Below are 17746 nucleotides of genomic sequence, written 5' to 3'. Positions count from 1 at the left end.
GAGGGTGCCCTGGCCCTGGGCATGCCTCACGCCAGCTCTTCATCGGCCAGCGCCAGCGCTGCTTGCGCCAGCAGTTCGGCGGCATGCGCATCGCTGCCGGGGGTGAAGACCCGGTGGCGCTGCGGGTCCAGCGGCGGGCCCCGGTCCACTTCGCCGGCTTGCGAGGCGACCACGCTGCGCGTGCCCAGGGCAGCAGCCATCATGGAGACGGTGGTGTTGTTGCACACGGCCACGCTGGCCGATGCCAGCGCCGCGCCCAGCATCCAGATGTCGGTGCGGCCGCTCAGGTCCAGGGCGGGGTGGCGCATTTGCGCGGCCACCGATGCCACCAGGGCGCGCTCGTCCTCGCTGCCGGTGAGCACCACTTCCAGCCCCGCCTGCGCCAGCCGGTCGGCCACGGCCGCGAAGCCGCTGGCGGACCAGCGGCGCACAGCCAGCCGCGCGCCCGGGTGCACGATGGCGTAACGGCGGCTTGCGGGCAGCAGCGGGCGGACGCGGGCGCGGTCATCGGCATTCAACGGCAGATCCAGCTTGAGACCGCGGCGCGGCAGGCCCATGTAGTCGGTCAGGGCCAGCAGGCCCAGCACTTCGCTGCCCAGCCCGGGCCAGGGCACAAAGCGCAGCGCATCCGCCTCGGGCACCCAGTCATCGGGGTCCGCAAAGCCCGCGTTGCGGCGCGCGCCAAAGTTGGCGACCAGGGCATTGGTGTTGCGGCCCGAGTCGTGCAGCTGCACCACTAGGTCAAAGCGGCGCGAACGCATGCGGCGCTGGAAGAAGCTGTATTCATCGGCCTTGGCCGAGGGCACGCCGGGCAGACCGGGCCAGCCGGGAAACAGCTCGAAGTCATCGACCGAAGACAGCCTTTGCGCCAGGCCTTCGGCCTCGGGCAGCCCGATCAGGGTGATGCGTGCCTTGGGCCAGGCCGCAGCCAATGCACGCAGAACGGGCGTGGCGCACAGCAGATCCCCGAAGCGGCGCGCGCGGAACACGCCGATTCTGCGCAGCTGCGGCAAGACGGCCGACCTGCGGTGGTCCGTGTACTTGCCGGGCCTGAGGGCGGGGGTTGAATCGGCCAGCCTCAGCAAGGGGTGATTCATGGAATTCATGGGCACTCTCCGCCTGTGGTTGCAGGCCAGGGATACGTAGCAATCGGCGTGCCCGCCGCGCGCCCGCCCCCGGCAAAAGTCGGACGCCGGCTACCACGCCTGGCTGGGTTGCCCTGTCACACCCATGAAACATGGGCTGCAGACAATGCCGGACTTTGTCAATCAGAGCGCCCCGCGCAACACGAAGAATGCAAGTCTGGAAATTGGGAATGGTGGCCGGTGCCGCAGCGCTGGCCCTGGCGGGTTGTGGTGGCAGTGATGGCGATAGGGCAGATGGGGGAACGAACAGCCAGGCCGTGGCCTTCATGGCCGATGTGCACTTCCAGGATGTGTACGGCGACCTCAAGAACAGCAGCTTCAAGGGCGTGCCCACGGCCAATGGCATGTTCGCCACCATCCGCACCATGTATGCGCAGTTGACTTCCACGCGGCTGTTCAACGAGAACTACTTCGCCTTCCGCGCCGCGCTGGACGATTCGCTGGCCAAGGGCGTGAAGCTGGTGGCCTTTCCCGGCGACTTCTCCGACGACGGCCAGCCGCTGAACGTGAACGGCTTTCGCGCCGTGCTGGCCGAGTACGAGAAAAAGGGCATGCGCTTTTTCATCGCGCCCGGCAACCATGACCCTGTCGCCCCCTACGACGATGACGAAAAGGGCAAGGACGACTTCATGGCCGCCAACGGCAGCACGGTCAAGGTCTACGCCAAGAACTACCAGGGCTGCCTGAACGCCGAAGCCAACGTGGTCTGTACCGACCAGTTGATGGAGCAAGGCTATGCCTCGCTGCTGCGCGACCTGGCCCCCTACGGCCTGATGCCCAATGAGAAGGACGTGTACTGGGAGACCCCCTACAGCACCTACGCGCAGGACAAGTACAGCTATGCCGAGGCGGCCAGACAGGCCCAGCTGAGCCAGCGCAGCTACGAGATCTGCAAGGAAGGCGAAGGCGGCAGGTTCAAGCAGGCCGGCTACACCAATTGCACCAGCATTGCCGATGTGAGCTACCTGGTCGAGCCCGTCAAGGGCCTGTGGCTGCTGTCGGTGGACGCCAACGTCTTCGTGCCGGACAAGCTGGACCCCGCCAAGCCCAACTCGCCCAAGGGCTTCACCGGCGCCGGCAATGCAGGCTGGAACAAGATGACCACGCACAAGAAGAGCGTGATGGCGTGGATCGAATCGGTGAGCGCGCGCGCCAAGGCCCAGGGCAAGCAGCTGGTGGCCTTCTCGCACTACCCGACCATGGACTTCTACGCCAACCAGACCGATGCCATCAAGGCCGCCTTCAAGCCCGGCGCCTTCCAGACGGCGCGCGTGCCCGAGCAGGCCACGGCCGAGGCGGTGGCCGCCACGGGCCTGCCGCTGCACATCGGCGGCCACATGCACTTCAACGGCACCAACGACTACCTGAGCAAGAGCGGCAAGTACCTGGTGAACGTGCAGTCGCCGTCGCTGGCCGTCTATGGCGCGGCCTACAAGATCGTGCGCTTCGACACGCCGCGCAAGGTGGACGTGCAGACCGTGGCGCTGAACAACGTGCCGCGCTTCAACGAGCTCTTTCCGCTGTACGAGATGGAATGGAAGTACGTGGAAGGCAGCAGCAAGCCCGAAGACGCCAAGCGCCGCTGGGACAAGGCCATTCTGTCCAGCACCAGCTATGGCGACTTCACCAGCCGCTACTTCGGCGAGCTGTCGCGCCTGCGCTTCCTGGACGAGTACTGGGCCTGCGACATGAAGGACCTGGTCAGCCAGCTCAACCTGCAGCAGATGCTGACCATGGCCCAGCTGGACACCAAGGTCACCTACGCCCAGCTCGCCGGCCTGGCCGCGCAAGGCGTTGCCGTGCCGTTCAAGCCCAGCGCCGGCTGCCTGCAAGGCAGCCCCGTGGCCGGCAATGCCGCGCAGTGGGCCGCCGACTGGAGCGTGGCCGAGAACGCCGCCCGCGCCAAGGCCCAGGCCGCGGGCGTGGACTTCAACGCGCTGGCCAATGTGTCGGCCTATACCTTCTACGGCGACTTCCACCGCACCGTCTACGCGGGCGGCCTGTCGCTGAACGACATGGGCAAGCAGCGCGTGGAACAGTACCGCCTGCTGATGAGCGCCTTCCCTGCCCTGACCTCGGCGCCCCAGAAAACGGGCGACAAGCTGGCCGACAGCACGCCCGTGGGCCAGCCCTTCCAGTACAGCTTCAAGCAGGTGTTCTCCATCCTCAAGGGCCTGGGCTCGGGCAAGCCCAGCGACCATTTCTCGGTGGACTTCGACGCCAGGACGCTGCGCGCCGAAGGCAGCGACAGCCTGAAGTTCTGACGGACAAGGCGCGGCCTGTACAGCGCTGATCTGTGCCAAGGGGTGCCCTGCCCCTTCGTGCAGGTCAGCGCTTTCTTGCATTTGCGCAGGCATGGCTACACGGCTTCCGATCTTTCCTACACCCGGATTTCACGGCGCGCCACACACTTGCTGCATTCGTCCCGCAACCCCTAAAGACCGGCGGCATTGGCCTCCAGCCGCCACCCGCCGGATCAGGAGTTCTCTCCATGAAGCAGCTCATTCCCATGGCAGGGTCCCATCACCGTTCCTATGTCCCCATGCAGATGGGCCAGCCCATCAGCGACGGCAACTACACCCAGCAGCAGACCAAGGCCAACCAGCGACAGATAGGCCAGCCCTTGCCGCAAAAGCAGCAGCAATGAGGGCGATGCCGCACCTGTAAGGCCGGCCACGTCAATCCAGGCTTGGAACACCCTCCTCCTCTTGCACAAGCCCCCGCAAGCCCTGCCCGCCAGTGCTTGTGGGGGCTTGTTGTCGTTGGGCCCCGCAGCCGCCCAGGCCCAGGGCGCAAGCAGGATGGTTACATATGCAACAACGGGTTGCGCACCTACGTGCCCCCCCTCGCGCAACGCATACCATCGCCGCCCAACAACTCAGAAAGGGGGAGGGTATGCAAGAAAATTCTCTCGAATGTTTCCTTTATCACAGCCAGTTGGCCCCAGGGGCTGACACCACATGCATCGCGGCGATCATCAAGGCGGCGCGCACCTTCAACTGGTCGGCCGGGATCACGGGCATGCTGGTTTTCGACGGTGAACGCTTCTTCCAGTATGTCGAAGGTCCGCCAGAGCAACTGGCGCTGCTGGTGGAGTCCATCTCGCGCGATGAAAGACACATCAACTTCACGCCCCTGTTTCCACAGGCGCGCCTTGATCAAAGGCGTTTTGCCAAGTGGTCCATGGCCTATGTGATTGTGGAAGACACGGAGCCGCTGGGCACCATCTCCGAGCTTCAAGGCCCAGGCGCACTGGAAAAACTGCAGGAGCTTTTACCGCTGCTGGACGCCCAGTAATCCCTTTGACCCCAAAGGCGCGGCAGTTTTATAGTATGGGTTCACTGAGGCAGGAAATCGATGCTTACCCGTTGGACTACCGAATCCGAGAAAGAGCAACTGCTCGGACTGCAGACCGCTGAAATCCTGGACCTGAATGCCAGAAAGGAATTTCAGCGCATCACCGAGCTCACCAGCCGCATGTTCATGGCTCCAATTGCCATCATCACGGTTCTGGATGAGCACAGGCAATGGTTCAAGGCACCTGTGGGTGTGGATATGGATGGCAGCCTGCGCACGGATGCATTCTGTGACCACACCATCAGAAACGAAGGAATCATGGTGATTCCCGATACGCACCTGGACAGCAGATTTTCAGAAAATCCCCTGGTCACCCACAAGCCCAATATCAGATTCTATGCAGGTGTGCCTTTGATAATGGAATCCGGCCACGCCATCGGCAGCCTGTGCATCATCGATACCCAGCCCAGGACATTCTCCGAAGAGCAAGGCCAGCAACTGCAAGCCATGGCCGCCATCGTTCAGGCTCAACTTCAATACCATCACAGAATTGGAAAAACAAACGAAGTCACGGGCCTGCCAAATCGCACGCAACTCAAGTTGGACCTGAAGAGCCTTTGCATTCTGGCCCCGGGAGCGGCACGCGGTCTGGTATTGATGGAGGTGCTCAACCACGCCAGCCTGCTGGAAATGAGCAATGCGCTGGGCTTGAACTATGTCGAGCAGCTCATGCGTGACATTGCCAAGGCAGTCACGGACATGACGGGGCCGCACGCAACCGTCTACCACGTGGGCCTGGCCAGGTTTGCCTGGGTGATCAGCGCCGGCAGGCAAGAAGATGAGGAGGCATTGGTCAACCAATTGCTGGAATACCTGCAAAAACCCATCACCAGCGCCGATCTGCGGTTCGAACTTCAACCCAGGGCAGGCGTGGTGCGGTTCTACCTGAACCAGGACGAGGTGGACGATGTCATTCGCAAGGCGATGGTGTGCGTGCAGCAGGCCGGATACAACGCACGATCATTTCACCGCTATGAGGAGAACGAGGACAGTCTCCAGCAAAGGTCCTATCGGCTCCTGCGGGACTTCGGACATGCGCTGGGCAATGGGCAGTTGCGGCTGGTGTACCAGCCCAAATTCGACAACCACAGTTTCAGCTGCAAGGGGCTGGAGGCCCTCATACGCTGGAAGCATCCACAAATGGGAGAAATCCCGCCCAGCGAATTCATACCCCTGGTTGAAGCCACGCCGTTGATCCACAGCCTGACACGGTTCGTGATCAAAACGGCGCTGGCGCAGGTGGCGGCCTGGAAAGCCGAGAAACTCGATCTTCAGGTCTCCATCAACATCTCCCCGCGCAATCTGGATGAGGTCGATTTTCCGGACTACCTGAACGCCATGTGCAACCAGCACGGCGTTCCGCTGAAAAACATCGTGATCGAGTGCACAGAAAGCGATGTGCTGACAGGCCAGGGCACGGTTCAGGCGCTTCAACACATCAGGAAACTCGGCATAAAGGTTGCACTGGATGATTTTGGCGCCGCATATTCCAATCTTGCATCGCTCAAGAATCTTCCTGCCGAGATATTGAAGATAGACCGGTCCATGGTCTGCGACATCGATACCAATGACCGGGCCCTGTCCGTATTGAAATCCATCATGACCATGGCCTCGGATCTTGGCTATCGCCTGGTGGCAGAGGGCGTTGACAGCGCCGAAGTCTTTGATTTACTGGTTTCCCTGGGTTTCGATGAAATACAGGGCTACTATTTCAGCAGGCCCATTGAAGCGTCGGAAATCAGGAAATTCGTTGAAGAGCGCAATCGGTACGCCAACGAAAAATAGCGGCAGCCACGAAGATACGAATCATTTCCAGAGAGCCGCATGCCGATGGGGGCATAGGCCCCGATCACGCCCTGCGCTTCTAGAATCACGCATCCCTTGGGGAGTAGCCTGCTTGCAACCTGCAAGCGCCTGCGTCAACACACTCGGCATCCTGCATGCTGTGGCGCAGGCATCCGTTCTTCGGTTGGCGAGACCATCGGCATTTCACCGCGACACAGGTCACAAGGTCGGGCAGCGGTGAAGTGCCGTTGTGCGCTTGCCCGGCCATGAAGAACCCCTCCCAGATGAACGCCGCATCCATCCTGCTCCTGGCCTTTGCCATGTCCACCGACGCCTTTGCCGCTGCCGTGGGCAAGGGCTCCGCCCTGCTCAAACCCCGCTGGTCCGAAGCCCTGCGCACAGGCGCCATCTTCGGCGTCATCGAAGCCCTGACGCCGCTGGCGGGCTGGGCGCTGGGCTATGCGGCGTCCGACTATGTCAAGGCATGGGACCACTGGATTGCCTTCGTGCTGCTGCTGGTGCTGGGCGGCCGCATGCTGCTGGGCGCCCTCAAGGCCGCTGACGGCGAAGAAGAGGCCAAGCCCGCCCGGCACGGCTTCTGGCTGCTGGTGGCCACCGGATTCGCCACCAGCATCGACGCCATGGCCGTGGGCGTGGGCCTGGCCTTCCTGGATGTGAGCATCACCACCGTGGCCCTGGCCATCGGCTTTGCCACCTTCGCCATGGTGACCCTGGGCGTCATGGTCGGCCGCCTGCTGGGCAGCATTGCGGGCCGCTGGGCGGAGGCCGTTGGCGGTGTGCTGCTGATCGGCATCGGCTCGGTGATTCTGTATGAGCATCTGAGCGCAATCTGATTGGGGGCCTGCACCCCGCCAGCACACGGTTGCGGGAGCTTGTAGGCAGGCTCCTCGCCGCGCCGCTCGATTGGCTGACAGGCCTTTGCTTGCTTTTCCGATCTCCGTGCGCTTGGGCAGCGCTCCTAATGAGGGCTTCAAATTTTGTTTTCCAGGAGTTCTCTATGACAGGTCACAAGACGCTGAAGATGGGTTTGATCGCTGCCGCCCTGATCGCAGGCGCAGCCTCCACCAGCTGGGCCCAGCCCGTGGCGGGCACCACCACGCTGGGCGTGGCGGCCACTGAAGTCCAGGCCGTGGCAACGGGCTGGAGCCTGAAGAAGTCCGTGCTGGGCAAGAGCGTCTACAACGAGGAAGGCAAGGCCGTGGGCAAGATCGACGATGTGATCGTCGCACCCGACAAGGCCGTGTCGTACGCCATCATCGGCGCGGGCGGCTTCCTGGGCATGGGCAAGCATGACGTGGCCATTCCTGTGAACCAGTTCCGCGTGGAAAACAACAAGATCACCCTTCCCGGCGCCACCAAGGACGCGCTGAAGGCACTGCCCAAGTTCGAATACGCGAAGAAGTAAACCAGGCGCGCCCTCTCGCCTCATTCACAAGCCCTGCACTGCAGGGCTTTTTCGTGGGCGCGTGGCTGGCGGCCAGGCAAGCATCCAGCGTGGCCGTGGAAGGCAATATGATCGCGGCGGATCAGATTTATACAAAAAATCCACGAGCAAATGAAAATACTCTTCGCCGCGTCATTGGGAATATCGTTGGTCATTCAGGCATCGCCCTGCTTTGCGGACAACAGCAATGGGAAGCAGCTCTATTCATCGAGATGCGCCATGTGCCACGGGGCAGACGCCAGGGGCACGGGCCCGCTGGCCAACAAGAGCAACCCTCCCACGCCCGACCTGACGACCGCCGCCTTCAGAAAAAGGCTGCATGATTATCCGGGCGTGATTGTCTCGTCCGTCATTCTTCGCCCGAATGGAGATTTGATTCCCAGGACCTTGCGGGAAAACGGCGTGAAAGTACCGCCCCATGCCTGGACGGTGAAGGATTTTCGTGACCTGAATGAATATTTCAGTGGCCTGATCACGAAGAAATAAATTCAAATTGCGATTTCCTGCCTGTGCACATGCTCGCGCACTGCATCGACCAGGATGCGCGCAAGGCGGTCCACGGGCTCCGGGGCATCCAGCGCGGCGCGGCCCAGGATCAGGTCCATGGACGGCAGGGCCGGCAGGCCAAGGGCCTGTGCATCCAGCGGCCTGACGTGGGCGGGCAGGCCGAACGGTGTGCGCACGGACAGGCCCAGGCCGGCCGCCGTGGCGGCCCAGACGGCAGTCAGGCTGGCGCTGTTGAAGGCGTGCCGCCAGGCCAGGCCCTTTTTGTCCAGGGCGGCCGTCACGATGTCCCGCAGGGGGCAAGGCGCCTCAAGCATGGCCAGGGGCAGCGCCTCATCGCCCTGCGCCCCGCCGTTGAGGCCGCGCGCCCAGCCGGCCTCGGCCGCATCCAGCGATGCCGGGCCAATCCACTGAAGCGGCAGCCGCATGATGTGCTCGCCATGCACGCAGGCATGGTTCATGCCCACATCCCAGAGCAGCGCCAGGTCGAACTGGCCCAGGGCCATGCGTTCGCGCAGTTCATCGCTGCGGGCCACGCTGGCCTCGATGCGCACGTGCGGGTGGGCACGTGCGAACTGCCCCAGCACATGGGGCAGCACGCTTTCGCCCAGGTCTTCCTGCAGGCCCAGGCGCACCAGGCCGCGCAGCTCGCTGCCGCGCACGGCCGCCACGGCGCGGTCGTTGAGCTCCAGCAGGCGCAGCGCGTAGCCGCGCAGGGTTTCTCCCGCCTCCGTCAGCACCAGCCCCCGGCCGGACTTGCGCAGCAAGGGCGTGCCGCATTGGGACTCCAGCTTCTTGAGCTGGGCACTGACGGCCGATGTGGAGCGGCCCAGCCGGTCCGCCGCCCGGGCAAAGCTGCCCAGTTCGACGCCGGTGCAAAAGGTGCGCAGCACATCCAGGTCATAGAGAACGCGTGTCATTGCCAAGCCCCCAATCGTGCTGAAAAAATGGATTGTAGATACGAAATTATGTGATTTTCAGGATGGTTGAGGCCCAACATACTGCCGCCCATGACCTCCTCTTCTCCTGCACCCAGCGCCGATCCGGGCCCCCTGCCCTTGCCCTCCCCGCCCCGCCACCGATGGAAGGTGCTGGCGGCAGGCGTCATCGCCAATGCCGCGTTTTCCGTGGCTTTCAGCGGGATTCCCATGACGGCCATCCTCATGCGTTCGGGCTACCAGCTGGACACCCGGACGCTGGGCCTGGCGCTGGGGCTGATGGGCCTGGGCATTGCGCTCAGTGAATTGCCCTGGGGATTGCTGACGGACCGCTGGGGTGACCGGCCGGTGCTGCTGCTCGGCCTGTGCGGCACGGCCGTGGCCCTGGCGGCCATGGCGCTATGGGCTTCGCCATCGCCGGCCTATATCCCGCCGTTTGGCTTGCTGGCTGGCGGCCTGGTGCTGGTGGGGCTGCTGGGCGGCAGCGTGAACGGCGCCAGCGGCCGGGCAGTCATGGGCTGGTTTGCCGAAGGCGAGCGCGGCCTGGCCATGAGCATCCGCCAGACCGCCGTGCCGCTGGGTGGCGCCATCGGCGCGCCCTTGCTGACCAGCCTGGCCACGCATGCAGGCTTTGCCGCCGTCTATGGCGTGCTGGCTGCGCTGTGCCTTGGGGCTGCCGCATTCGCCGCGCTGTGGATTCAGGAGCCGCCGCAGTCACCGCTTCGAAGCAAGGCCGCCGCGCCGCACCACGCAGCAACCACCACGCCCGGCCCATTGCGCGATCTGCAGGCCTGGCACATGGCCGCCGGCATCGGCATCCTTTGCGCCCCGCAGTTCGCCGTGCTGTCCTTCGGTACGGTGTTCCTGCATGACTATGCCCAGTTGGGGCTGGGCGCGGCGGCCGCCGTCATGTCGGTCGTGCAACTGGCTTCCATGGCCTTGCGGATCTGGAGCGGCCGCTGGACCGACAGGCACCGGAACAGACCCGCCTTTCTGCGCGCCTGCTGCCAGCTCACCCTGGCGCTGTTCGCGGGCCTTGCGGTCCTGAGCTGGGCCGACCAACCGGCCGGGTCTGCTGCAATGGGTGTGGCTCTCATGGTGATGCTGGGCATCTGCGGCATCTGCGTGTCCGCCTGGCATGGCGTGGCCTACACGCAGCTGGCCGGGATGGCCGGCGCAGCCCGCGCGGGCACGGCGCTGGGCATGGCCAATACCTCCGTGTTCGCGGTCTGCTTTCTGGTGCCCCTGGCCATACCGCACCTGCTGTCGGCCCAGGGCTGGGGGCTGGTCTGGGCCTGTGCGGCGGCCTGCGCGGGTTGGGCCATGCACCTGTTTGCACGGGCCGGTGCCATTCGCAACGCCAAGGCCGCGAAGACCTCCCAATTGCACGAGAATGTCGGCTGTCTTCCCCCACCGACCTCCCCCCGATCATGACCATCGCCCACTGGCTTGTTTTCTGCGGCGTCTCGCTGTTGATGTGCTTCACCCCCGGCCCCGCCGTGTTGCTGGCCATCTCCAACTCGGTGGACGTGGGCGCAAGGCGAACGGCACTGAGCTCGCTGGGCAGCTCGGTCGGCATCTTTGTGGTGTCCGGGCTGGCGATGATCGGCATGGGGACCATCCTCGCCATGTCGGCCCATGCGTTTCTGGCCATGAAGGTGGCGGGCGCCATGTACCTGATTTGGCTGGGCGTCAAGCGCTGGCGCAGCAAGGACGGCTTGCTGGGCAGCGATGCGGGCCTGGCCCCCACCCAGCGGCGCGAGCGCAAGAACTGGCAACTGGTGGCCCAGGGCATGGGCGTGTCGCTGACCAATCCCAAGGCCATCCTGTTCTTCTCGGCGCTGTTTCCCCAGTTTGTCGTCCCGGGCGAGCCGCTGCTCACGCAGTACCTGGTGCTGACCACCACCTTCGCGGTCTGCGCCCTGATCTCGCACGCCTGCTACGTGCTGCTCATCTCCCTGATCAAGGGCCACCTGGTGGCACACGCCAAGCTGTTCAACCGCATCGTGGGCGGCACCTTCATCGCGCTGGGCGTGGGACTGCTCAGGACACGGCACAAGCTGGGCTGAGTGCGTGCGCAGCCCCTGCTCGCACGGGCGAGGTGCGCTGCGCAAGCCAATGCAGGCCCTCCCCCAGCGCCCGCCACGCCCGCGACGCCCACAACGGGCGGGCGGCGCGGCCGCAGATGCCAGGCTCAGTTCGCCCGCGCATCCTTCACCACGAAATGCTCCACATGCGGTGCCTGCGCAAAGTACGGGCCGATGATGGCGCGCCACTGCGCGAAGGCGGGTGACTCGCGAAAGCCCACGGTGTGGTCTTCCAGGGTCTCCCAGTTCACCTGCAGCACGTAGCGGCCGGGCGTTTCCATGCAGGCAAGAATGCTGTGCCCACGGTATCCAACGGCCTTGGACAGCACGTCGGCCACGGCCTGGGTCAGGGCCTGGCCAAATTCCTCGTGCCTGGCGGGATCGACCCTCAGCTCGGCAATTTCAACAATCATGGATATCTCCTGGAGAGGCGGCTCGATGTCGGCGCGGGAGGGCGGCCGGGGTCATCGCTCCTGGTTGAGAGACTGGATGCGCGCAGGGCTGCGCGCATCCGGAGACTTGGAATATTGCAGAACTTGAGGATTCCTGCCCAGGGGATGCGCGCCCCGGGCAGGCGCCTTACTGCCCGGCCTGCTCGGGGATCAGCAGCAGCTTGCCCACGCTCTGGCCCGATTCCATGCGCCGGTGCGCCTGCGCGGCCTCGGCCAGCGGGTAGGTGCTGTCGATCACCGGGCGGATGGTGCCGGCCGCCAGCGCGGGCAGCCAGCGCTGGGCGAAGCGCTGGACCATGGCCTGCTTGACTTCGGGCGGGCGCGACTTCATCACCGTTCCGAAGATCCGCAGGTGCTTGTACAGCAGCACATCCATGGGCACGGCCGCCGCCAGCGCGCCGCCCAGCAGGCCCACGCAGACCATGCGCCCGCCCATGCCCAGCGAGCGCATATTGCGCTCCAGGTAGGGGGCGCCAATGAAATCGACCACCACATCCACGCCCTTGCCGCCCGTCCTGTCGGCCACCACGGCCTGGAAGTCTTCGCTGCGGTAGTCGATGAACACGTCGGCGCCAAGGCCTGTGACGGCGTCCCGCTTGTCGCCGCTGGCCGTGGCAAACACGCGCGCGCCGGCCGCATGCGCCAGCTGCACGGCCGCCGAGCCCACGCCGCTGCCCGCCGCGTGGATCAGCACCGATTCGCCAGGCTGCAGGCTGGCCAGGTGGAACAGCGCCTCATGCGCGGTGACGAAGACTTCGGCCACCGCGCCGGCGTCGGTCAGCGACAGGCTCTCGGGCACATGCATGGCCATGCGGTAGTCGATGCGCGACAGCTCGGCATAGGCGCCGCCGCCCACGATGCCCATGACGCGGTCGCCCACGGCAAAGCCCTGCACCTGCGCGCCCACCTCCACCACGGTGCCGGCGATCTCCAGGCCCATGAGGTCGGATTCACCAAAGTGGGCGCGGCCATAGGCGCCCTTGCGGTGGGATACATCGGCACGGTTCACACCAATCGCGGCGTTGCGCACCAGAAGGTCATGGGGCCGGACTTCGGGCCGGGCCACGTCGCGGGCCACGAGCACTTCGGGGCCGCCGAAGTCGTCGAAAACAATGGCTTGCATGCTTGTGCTGTCTTTCATTGCGCAATGAGTATTCAAAAAAGGGTTGAAGGTCCGATACCCAAAGCTTACGACTGCTCCAAGCCGCTCAAACGCAGCGATTTCGCTCTACAGTGCTGCAAATATGCATCACCAAAACCGCCATGAACTGGGATGACACCCGCATCTTCCTCGCGCTGACGCGCACGCCCTCCTTGCGCGCCGCCGCGCGCAGCCTGGGCGTGGACCAGGCCACCGTGGGCCGGCGCCTGAACGCGCTGGAGGCCGAGCTGGGCAGCAAGCTGTTTTTGCGCGCCAGGGATGGCTACCTTCTCACCGCCGCCGGCGAGGCCGCGCTGGGCGCCGCGCGGCGCATGGAAGGCGCGGCGCTGGACCTGCGCACGCGCATCGAGGGGCTGGACGACAGCCCGGCCGGCCTGGTGCGTGTGACCAGCACCGACTCGATCGCCACCGAATTCCTGCTGCCCGCCATAGAGCGCCTGCAGCAGCGCTGGCCCGGCATCCGCGTGGATCTGGAGGTATCCACGCACATGCTGAACCTGGGCCGCCGCCAGGCCGATATCGCGTTTCGCAACGTTCGCCCCGAGGCACCCGAGCTGGTGGTGCGCCGCGTGGTCGCCTGGCCCGTGGGACTGTTTGCGAGCGCTGCGTACGTGGCGCGCTTTGGCCAGCCGTCGGCAGAGGACGAATTGCGCGGCCACCACCTCGTGGTCTATGGCCCCTTTCTGGAGCAACGGCCCGTTCCCACCATGGTCGATGTGCCCGCGCGCCAGGCCCGGATTGCCATGGCCGCCAACTCCAGCCTGCTGGTGCGCAAGGCCGTGGCGGCCGGCATCGGCCTGGGCGAGATGCCCGTGAGCATGGGCGAGCGCGAAGGCCTGCTGCGCATCTGGCCCGAGCGCCAGCGCTCGGACGACTACGAGGTCTGGCAGGTCATGCACCCCGATCTGCAGCGCACGGCCCGGGTGCGCGTCACGGCCGAGTTCCTGGCCCAGGCGCTGGGCCAGACGATCAGCCCTGCTCCAGCAGCACCCGGATGAGGAGGTGCGGCTGCAGCGGCTTTTCCAGATAGTGGTCAAAGCCTGCCTGCAGCGCCTGGGTGCGGTCCTGCTCCCGGGCAAAGGCGCTGAGCGCCACGATCTTCACCTGTCTTGTTCCGCCAAAGTGCGCAGCCTCCGCTTCGCGCAGGGCCTTGACCAGCTGGAACCCGTCCTTTCCCGGCAGCCCTATGTCGCTGACGATGAGGCTGGGCCACTGCGCCTGGACCAGGGCCATGGCCTGGTCGAAGTTCTCGGCACTCCTGACGGTCGCGCCCTGGTCGGTCAGCACCACTTTCAGCATTTCGCTGGTGTCCGCATTGTCTTCAACGATGACGATGTCCTTGCCTTCCAGGGATTCGCCATTTTCAAGATGCGCATTCATCGGGTCGGCCTGGGAGGCGCTTGCCTCGTGCAGCGGAATCTCCACCCGCATGGTGACGCCAAGGCCCACACCTTCGCTGTGGGCACGCACGGTGCCCCCATGCAGCTCCACCAGGTGCTTGACGATGGACAGCCCCAATCCCAGGCCGGAATGCCCACGGGTGGCGGGGGCCGAGGCCTGCGAGAAGCGCTCGAAGACATGGGGAAGAAATTCAGGCGCGATGCCCACGCCCTCGTCCGCCACGCTCATCACCAGGCTTTCGTCCCTGATTTCAAGGCCCACCTTCACCACGCTGCGCGCATTGGAGAACTTGATGGCGTTGGAGACCAGGTTCCACAGGATTTGCTGGAATCGCGTGACATCGATCCACGCCATGATGTCATCGGACGGCGCCTCGAACTGCAGGGTAATGTTCTTGTCGGCGGCGTTGTCGCGCAACGGCTCCAGGCTTTGCACGGCCAATGAGCAGACATTGACCTCCTCGCGGTGCAGATTGAGTTTTCCCGTCGTCAGGCGCGAGATATCCAGAATGTCCGCAATGATGCGGCTTTGCGCCTTCACGCCTTTCTCGATGGCATCTATGCCCTTCTTGAGCATGGCCTCGCTGAGGTTGGCGCGCTTGAGCAAATGCGTGCCCCCGTTGAGCAGGGACAGCGGGGTGCGCAGTTCATGCGAGAGCACGGCGACAAAATCATCCTTGGTGCGGCTGATGCGCTCTGCGGCCACGCGCGCCGCCTGCTCCTGCTCCAGCATCTGCTGGCGCTGCCTCTCGAACTCCAGGGACTCCGTCAGATCCTGGGCCACGGCCAAGCGGATGCCGGGCTCGATGGGATCGGAGAACTTCCAGGAGATCAGGCGCTCCTGCCCGTCTGCCGGGAGGATGGGGAACTCGCCGCGCCAGGACTTTTCGGGGTCTTCGGCCAATTGCTGCGCAGCTTTTTCCCGAACGGCCTGCGGAACAAAGCCGGTCAGCGGCTTGCCCGCCAGGTCGTCAATGCCGCGCTGCAGCAGTGCCTGCGCCTGGGAGTTGGCATCGCTGATCAGACCGTCGGCGCTGACCAGCATCATGGCCGCCGGCGCCTGGTCATAGATGGCGCGAAAGCGTGACTCGCTGCGGCGCAGCCCGTCTTCCGCCAGGCGTGCGCGGATCAGGGCATGCAGCGTGGCAATCAGCAGCTGCGGCTCCACGGGGTGCACCATGTAGGCGTCGGCCCCGGCATTGAGGCCCGCCACCTGGTGGTTGCTTTGCACATACTCGGCCGACAGGTGCACCACGGGAATCAGGCTAGTGTGCCGCGCACCGCGGATGGTGCGGCATACGTCGAAGCCCGAGATATCGGGCAAGTGCACATCCAGCACCACGGCTGCCACGCCGGTCTCCGACAGGGCAATGGCCTTTTCCCCGGTTTCCGCCTCGACCGTCTGGAATCCCGCCGCCCTGATGACCCGTGCCGTGGAGTAGCGCGTGGCAGGGTTGTCATCAACGACAAGAATGGTGTGCAGGCTTCGGTCGAATGAGGGAAGAATCATTCCAGTCGTGTTCTTGGGCATGATGTTCCTGTTGTTTTTGATGGGATGAAGACCGGCTTGGCCGTATCAGGCCTTCAGATCCTTGGTATCGACCGGAAGATGCGCGGGAACGATCACGGAAAAGGTCGAGCCTTCGCCCAGGGCGCTTTGCACTTCCACCCAGCCCCCCAGAAGCTGTGCCAGCTGCTTGGACAGGGCCAGGCCCAGGCCCGTGCCCCGCAGGCGCTTCTGGATGGGTGAGTCGACCTGGGTGAAGTCATTGAAAATCGCGTCGTGGAATTCCGAGGCGATGCCTATGCCGGTATCCGCCACCGAGAATTTCACCAGCATGTCCCCCACCAGTTCTGCCGACACCTTGATCTCACCCTGCGGCGTGAATTTCAGCGCATTGGAGATGAAGTTTCTGAGGATCTGCGAGAGCTTGCGGTTGTCGGTGTAGAAGCGCGGCAGATCACCGGGCTCTTCGAACACCAGGCTCAACTCCACGTTGTCCGCCATGGCCTTGAACATGCCGCGCAAGGCAGCAAACAAATCCATCATCTCGAACCAGCCAGGCGAGATTTCCAGGCGGCCCGCCTCGATCTTGGCCAGGTCGAGCAGGTCGTTGACCATCTCGGAAAACTCGGCGGCGGTTTCCTGGATGAAGCCGACCTGCCGGGTCTGCTCGGTGGTGAGCGGTCCATCCACATGGTCCAGCAGCAGGCGCGCATTGCTGCGGATGGCGCCTATGGGCGTGCGGAACTCATGGCTCATGTAGGAGAGGAAATGGCTCTTGAGTTCGGTGGCCTTGCGCAGCTTCTCGGCCTGCACATCCAGCTCGCCGTAGAGCGCGACCACGCCGCGATTGGTCTCGTCCAGCTCCTCGCGCAAGGACCTGACCTCGGCGCGGCACAGTTCCAGTTCAGCTTTGAGATCGTCTTCGTTCATTGCTCTTCCTCGGCCTTGAGGACGACCACGGTGGCGTCATCCCTGCTGCGGGTGTTGTGCCAGAGAAGGCAGGCGGCCAGCAGGCCGGGGTCCCTGCCCAGCAGGCCCGCATAGTCCTCATGCTTCCAGCGGGCAGACACGCCGTCGGAGTGCAGCACCAGAACGCCATGGTCAAGGCTGGAGCAGTCGGCCACCCTGGGCCGCGAGATCTGTACACCTGCCGTGCCGTGCTGGCTGCTCAGGGAAAGGCTGGCCACGCCATTGAAAAGCCTGCCACTGATGTTTCCCGCACCGCAGCTGTGCACGCCCTGTGCGCCGAAGCGCACCGCCAACAGGGCCGCCCCGCGCGTGCCACGCAGCGCTGCATGGGCCTGGGCCACGAACTCCTCCAGCGGCATGGCGGCATCGGCACCGCCGTTCCCGTTCCCATTCCAGTTCTGCGACGCAAAGACATCGACCGCCGCACGTGCCGCCTCACCCGCCAGCGGCCCATGGCCCAGGCCATCGGCCACCAGCACCTCGGCCAGCCCCGCGCCCGACCTGACCGCCCAGGCGTCGCCGCTGATGGTCTCGGGCGCCACGGCCAGGCAAACGGCGCCCATGCGCAGCGACAGTGCCGACGGCGCCCTGCGGCCTTTGCGCAGCCGCGCCAGGCTCACCGTGCCGGTGGCTTCGGAGACGACAAAGAAGTCGTCGGCCACCCTGGAGATGGCCCCCAGGCCCGTGCCCGGCGAGCCCGAGCCGGTGCTCACCCCGTCCTGCATGGCGGTGGCAATGTCCTCGATGCCCGGGCCGCGATCGACACAGATGATTTCGATGTCATGCAGGGGCGGCCGCGCGGCTATCCAGATTTCAGCGTCCCGGGCATGCCGCACCAGGTTGGTGGCCAGCTCGGTCGCCACCAGCCCCGAACGGCCCATGTCCTCTTCGCCCCAGCCCATGTCGGAGGCCAGTGCAACCACATGGCGCCTGACCTCACCCACGCGGCTCGCATCGCCTATTGGAAATGAACGA

At 64.8% G+C, this 17746-nt stretch carries 17 protein-coding genes and 1 riboswitch; of the genes, 10 read left to right on the top strand and 7 right to left on the bottom strand.

Annotation, left to right across the window (positions count from 1 at the left end):
* Positions 1 to 26 precede the first annotated feature (26 nt).
* Positions 27 to 1106 carry a glycosyltransferase family 9 protein gene (locus LGR64_RS08490; protein WP_230355249.1) on the bottom strand — a complete coding sequence of 360 codons (1080 nt, stop codon included), beginning with the start codon at positions 1104 to 1106 and terminating at the stop codon, positions 27 to 29.
* A gap of 188 nt (positions 1107 to 1294) precedes the next feature.
* Between LGR64_RS08490 and LGR64_RS08485 the strand changes: the two genes are divergently transcribed.
* The 7 genes from LGR64_RS08485 to LGR64_RS08455 all read left to right on the top strand — a co-directional run bounded on the left by LGR64_RS08485 (position 1295) and on the right by LGR64_RS08455 (position 8238).
* Positions 1295 to 3409, top strand: coding sequence for a metallophosphoesterase family protein (locus LGR64_RS08485; RefSeq protein WP_230355248.1), 2115 nt, complete (start codon positions 1295 to 1297; stop codon positions 3407 to 3409).
* 227 nt (positions 3410 to 3636) lie between these two features.
* Positions 3637 to 3792, top strand: a complete 156-nt coding sequence (locus LGR64_RS08480; protein WP_012206197.1) for a hypothetical protein — start codon at positions 3637 to 3639, stop codon at positions 3790 to 3792.
* A gap of 248 nt (positions 3793 to 4040) precedes the next feature.
* A complete protein-coding gene (locus LGR64_RS08475) occupies positions 4041 to 4442 on the top strand; it encodes a BLUF domain-containing protein (protein WP_034395786.1) in 402 nt (133 codons plus the stop codon).
* 60 nt (positions 4443 to 4502) lie between these two features.
* The gene (locus LGR64_RS08470) at positions 4503 to 6287 is read left to right on the top strand and encodes a putative bifunctional diguanylate cyclase/phosphodiesterase (protein ID WP_230355247.1); all 1785 of its coding nucleotides are present in this window, start codon (positions 4503 to 4505) and stop codon (positions 6285 to 6287) included.
* Between the two features lie 86 nt (positions 6288 to 6373).
* A riboswitch (yybP-ykoY riboswitch) is annotated at positions 6374 to 6555 on the top strand.
* 16 nt (positions 6556 to 6571) lie between these two features.
* Positions 6572 to 7141 (top strand): manganese efflux pump MntP, encoded by a 570-nt coding sequence (gene mntP, locus LGR64_RS08465; RefSeq protein WP_043824905.1) that lies wholly within the window; start codon positions 6572 to 6574, stop codon positions 7139 to 7141.
* Positions 7142 to 7305: 164 nt separating this feature from the next.
* Positions 7306 to 7713, top strand: a complete 408-nt coding sequence (locus LGR64_RS08460) for a PRC-barrel domain-containing protein (RefSeq protein WP_034395775.1) — start codon at positions 7306 to 7308, stop codon at positions 7711 to 7713.
* 150 nt (positions 7714 to 7863) lie between these two features.
* Positions 7864 to 8238, top strand: a complete 375-nt coding sequence (locus LGR64_RS08455; protein ID WP_096916668.1) for a cytochrome c — start codon at positions 7864 to 7866, stop codon at positions 8236 to 8238.
* Between the two features lie 2 nt (positions 8239 to 8240).
* Here LGR64_RS08455 and LGR64_RS08450 read toward each other — a convergent pair whose 3' ends face one another.
* Entirely contained in the window at positions 8241 to 9176 is a 936-nt protein-coding gene (locus LGR64_RS08450) for a LysR substrate-binding domain-containing protein (protein WP_088164374.1), read from the bottom strand.
* Positions 9177 to 9266: 90 nt separating this feature from the next.
* Here LGR64_RS08450 and LGR64_RS08445 point away from each other — a divergent pair, with 90 nt between their 5' ends.
* Positions 9267 to 10628, top strand: coding sequence for an MFS transporter (locus LGR64_RS08445; RefSeq protein WP_230355246.1), 1362 nt, complete (start codon positions 9267 to 9269; stop codon positions 10626 to 10628).
* A complete protein-coding gene (locus LGR64_RS08440) occupies positions 10625 to 11263 on the top strand; it encodes a LysE family translocator (protein WP_013801864.1) in 639 nt (212 codons plus the stop codon). The genes LGR64_RS08445 and LGR64_RS08440 overlap by 4 nt, the downstream gene beginning before the upstream one ends.
* Before the next feature lie 125 nt (positions 11264 to 11388).
* On the opposite strand, the gene LGR64_RS08435 is transcribed toward LGR64_RS08440, so the two are convergent.
* Together LGR64_RS08435 and LGR64_RS08430 are read right to left on the bottom strand one after the other, a co-directional pair.
* Positions 11389 to 11694: an antibiotic biosynthesis monooxygenase family protein gene (locus tag LGR64_RS08435; protein ID WP_230355245.1), complete on the bottom strand. Its 306-nt coding sequence runs from the start codon at positions 11692 to 11694 to the stop codon at positions 11389 to 11391.
* Positions 11695 to 11860: 166 nt separating this feature from the next.
* Complete coding sequence (locus LGR64_RS08430) at positions 11861 to 12856, bottom strand: NAD(P)H-quinone oxidoreductase (protein ID WP_097202034.1); 996 nt, start codon at positions 12854 to 12856, stop codon at positions 11861 to 11863.
* A gap of 140 nt (positions 12857 to 12996) precedes the next feature.
* Here LGR64_RS08430 and LGR64_RS08425 point away from each other — a divergent pair, with 140 nt between their 5' ends.
* Complete coding sequence (locus tag LGR64_RS08425) at positions 12997 to 13893, top strand: LysR family transcriptional regulator (RefSeq protein WP_230355244.1); 897 nt, start codon at positions 12997 to 12999, stop codon at positions 13891 to 13893.
* Here the strand turns inward: LGR64_RS08425 and LGR64_RS08420 are convergent.
* The 3 genes from LGR64_RS08420 to LGR64_RS08410 are packed head-to-tail and all read right to left on the bottom strand — an operon-like array spanning position 13865 to position 17715.
* Positions 13865 to 15826, bottom strand: coding sequence for a hybrid sensor histidine kinase/response regulator (locus tag LGR64_RS08420; protein ID WP_230355243.1), 1962 nt, complete (start codon positions 15824 to 15826; stop codon positions 13865 to 13867). The two genes, LGR64_RS08425 and LGR64_RS08420, sit on opposite strands and share 29 nt — an antisense overlap.
* 45 nt (positions 15827 to 15871) lie before the next feature.
* The gene (locus LGR64_RS08415; protein WP_013801857.1) at positions 15872 to 16732 is read right to left on the bottom strand and encodes a sensor histidine kinase; all 861 of its coding nucleotides are present in this window, start codon (positions 16730 to 16732) and stop codon (positions 15872 to 15874) included.
* Entirely contained in the window at positions 16729 to 17715 is a 987-nt protein-coding gene (locus tag LGR64_RS08410) for an ATP-binding protein (protein ID WP_230355242.1), read from the bottom strand. The genes LGR64_RS08415 and LGR64_RS08410 overlap by 4 nt, the downstream gene beginning before the upstream one ends.
* Positions 17716 to 17746: the final 31 nt, after the last annotated feature.

This window comes from Delftia sp. Lp-1, assembly GCF_020523835.1.
Lineage (GTDB): Bacteria > Pseudomonadota > Gammaproteobacteria > Burkholderiales > Burkholderiaceae_C > Comamonas > Comamonas acidovorans.
The sequence above is the reverse complement of the archived record's forward strand: the minus strand, read 5'-3'. Positions and strand labels throughout refer to the sequence as shown.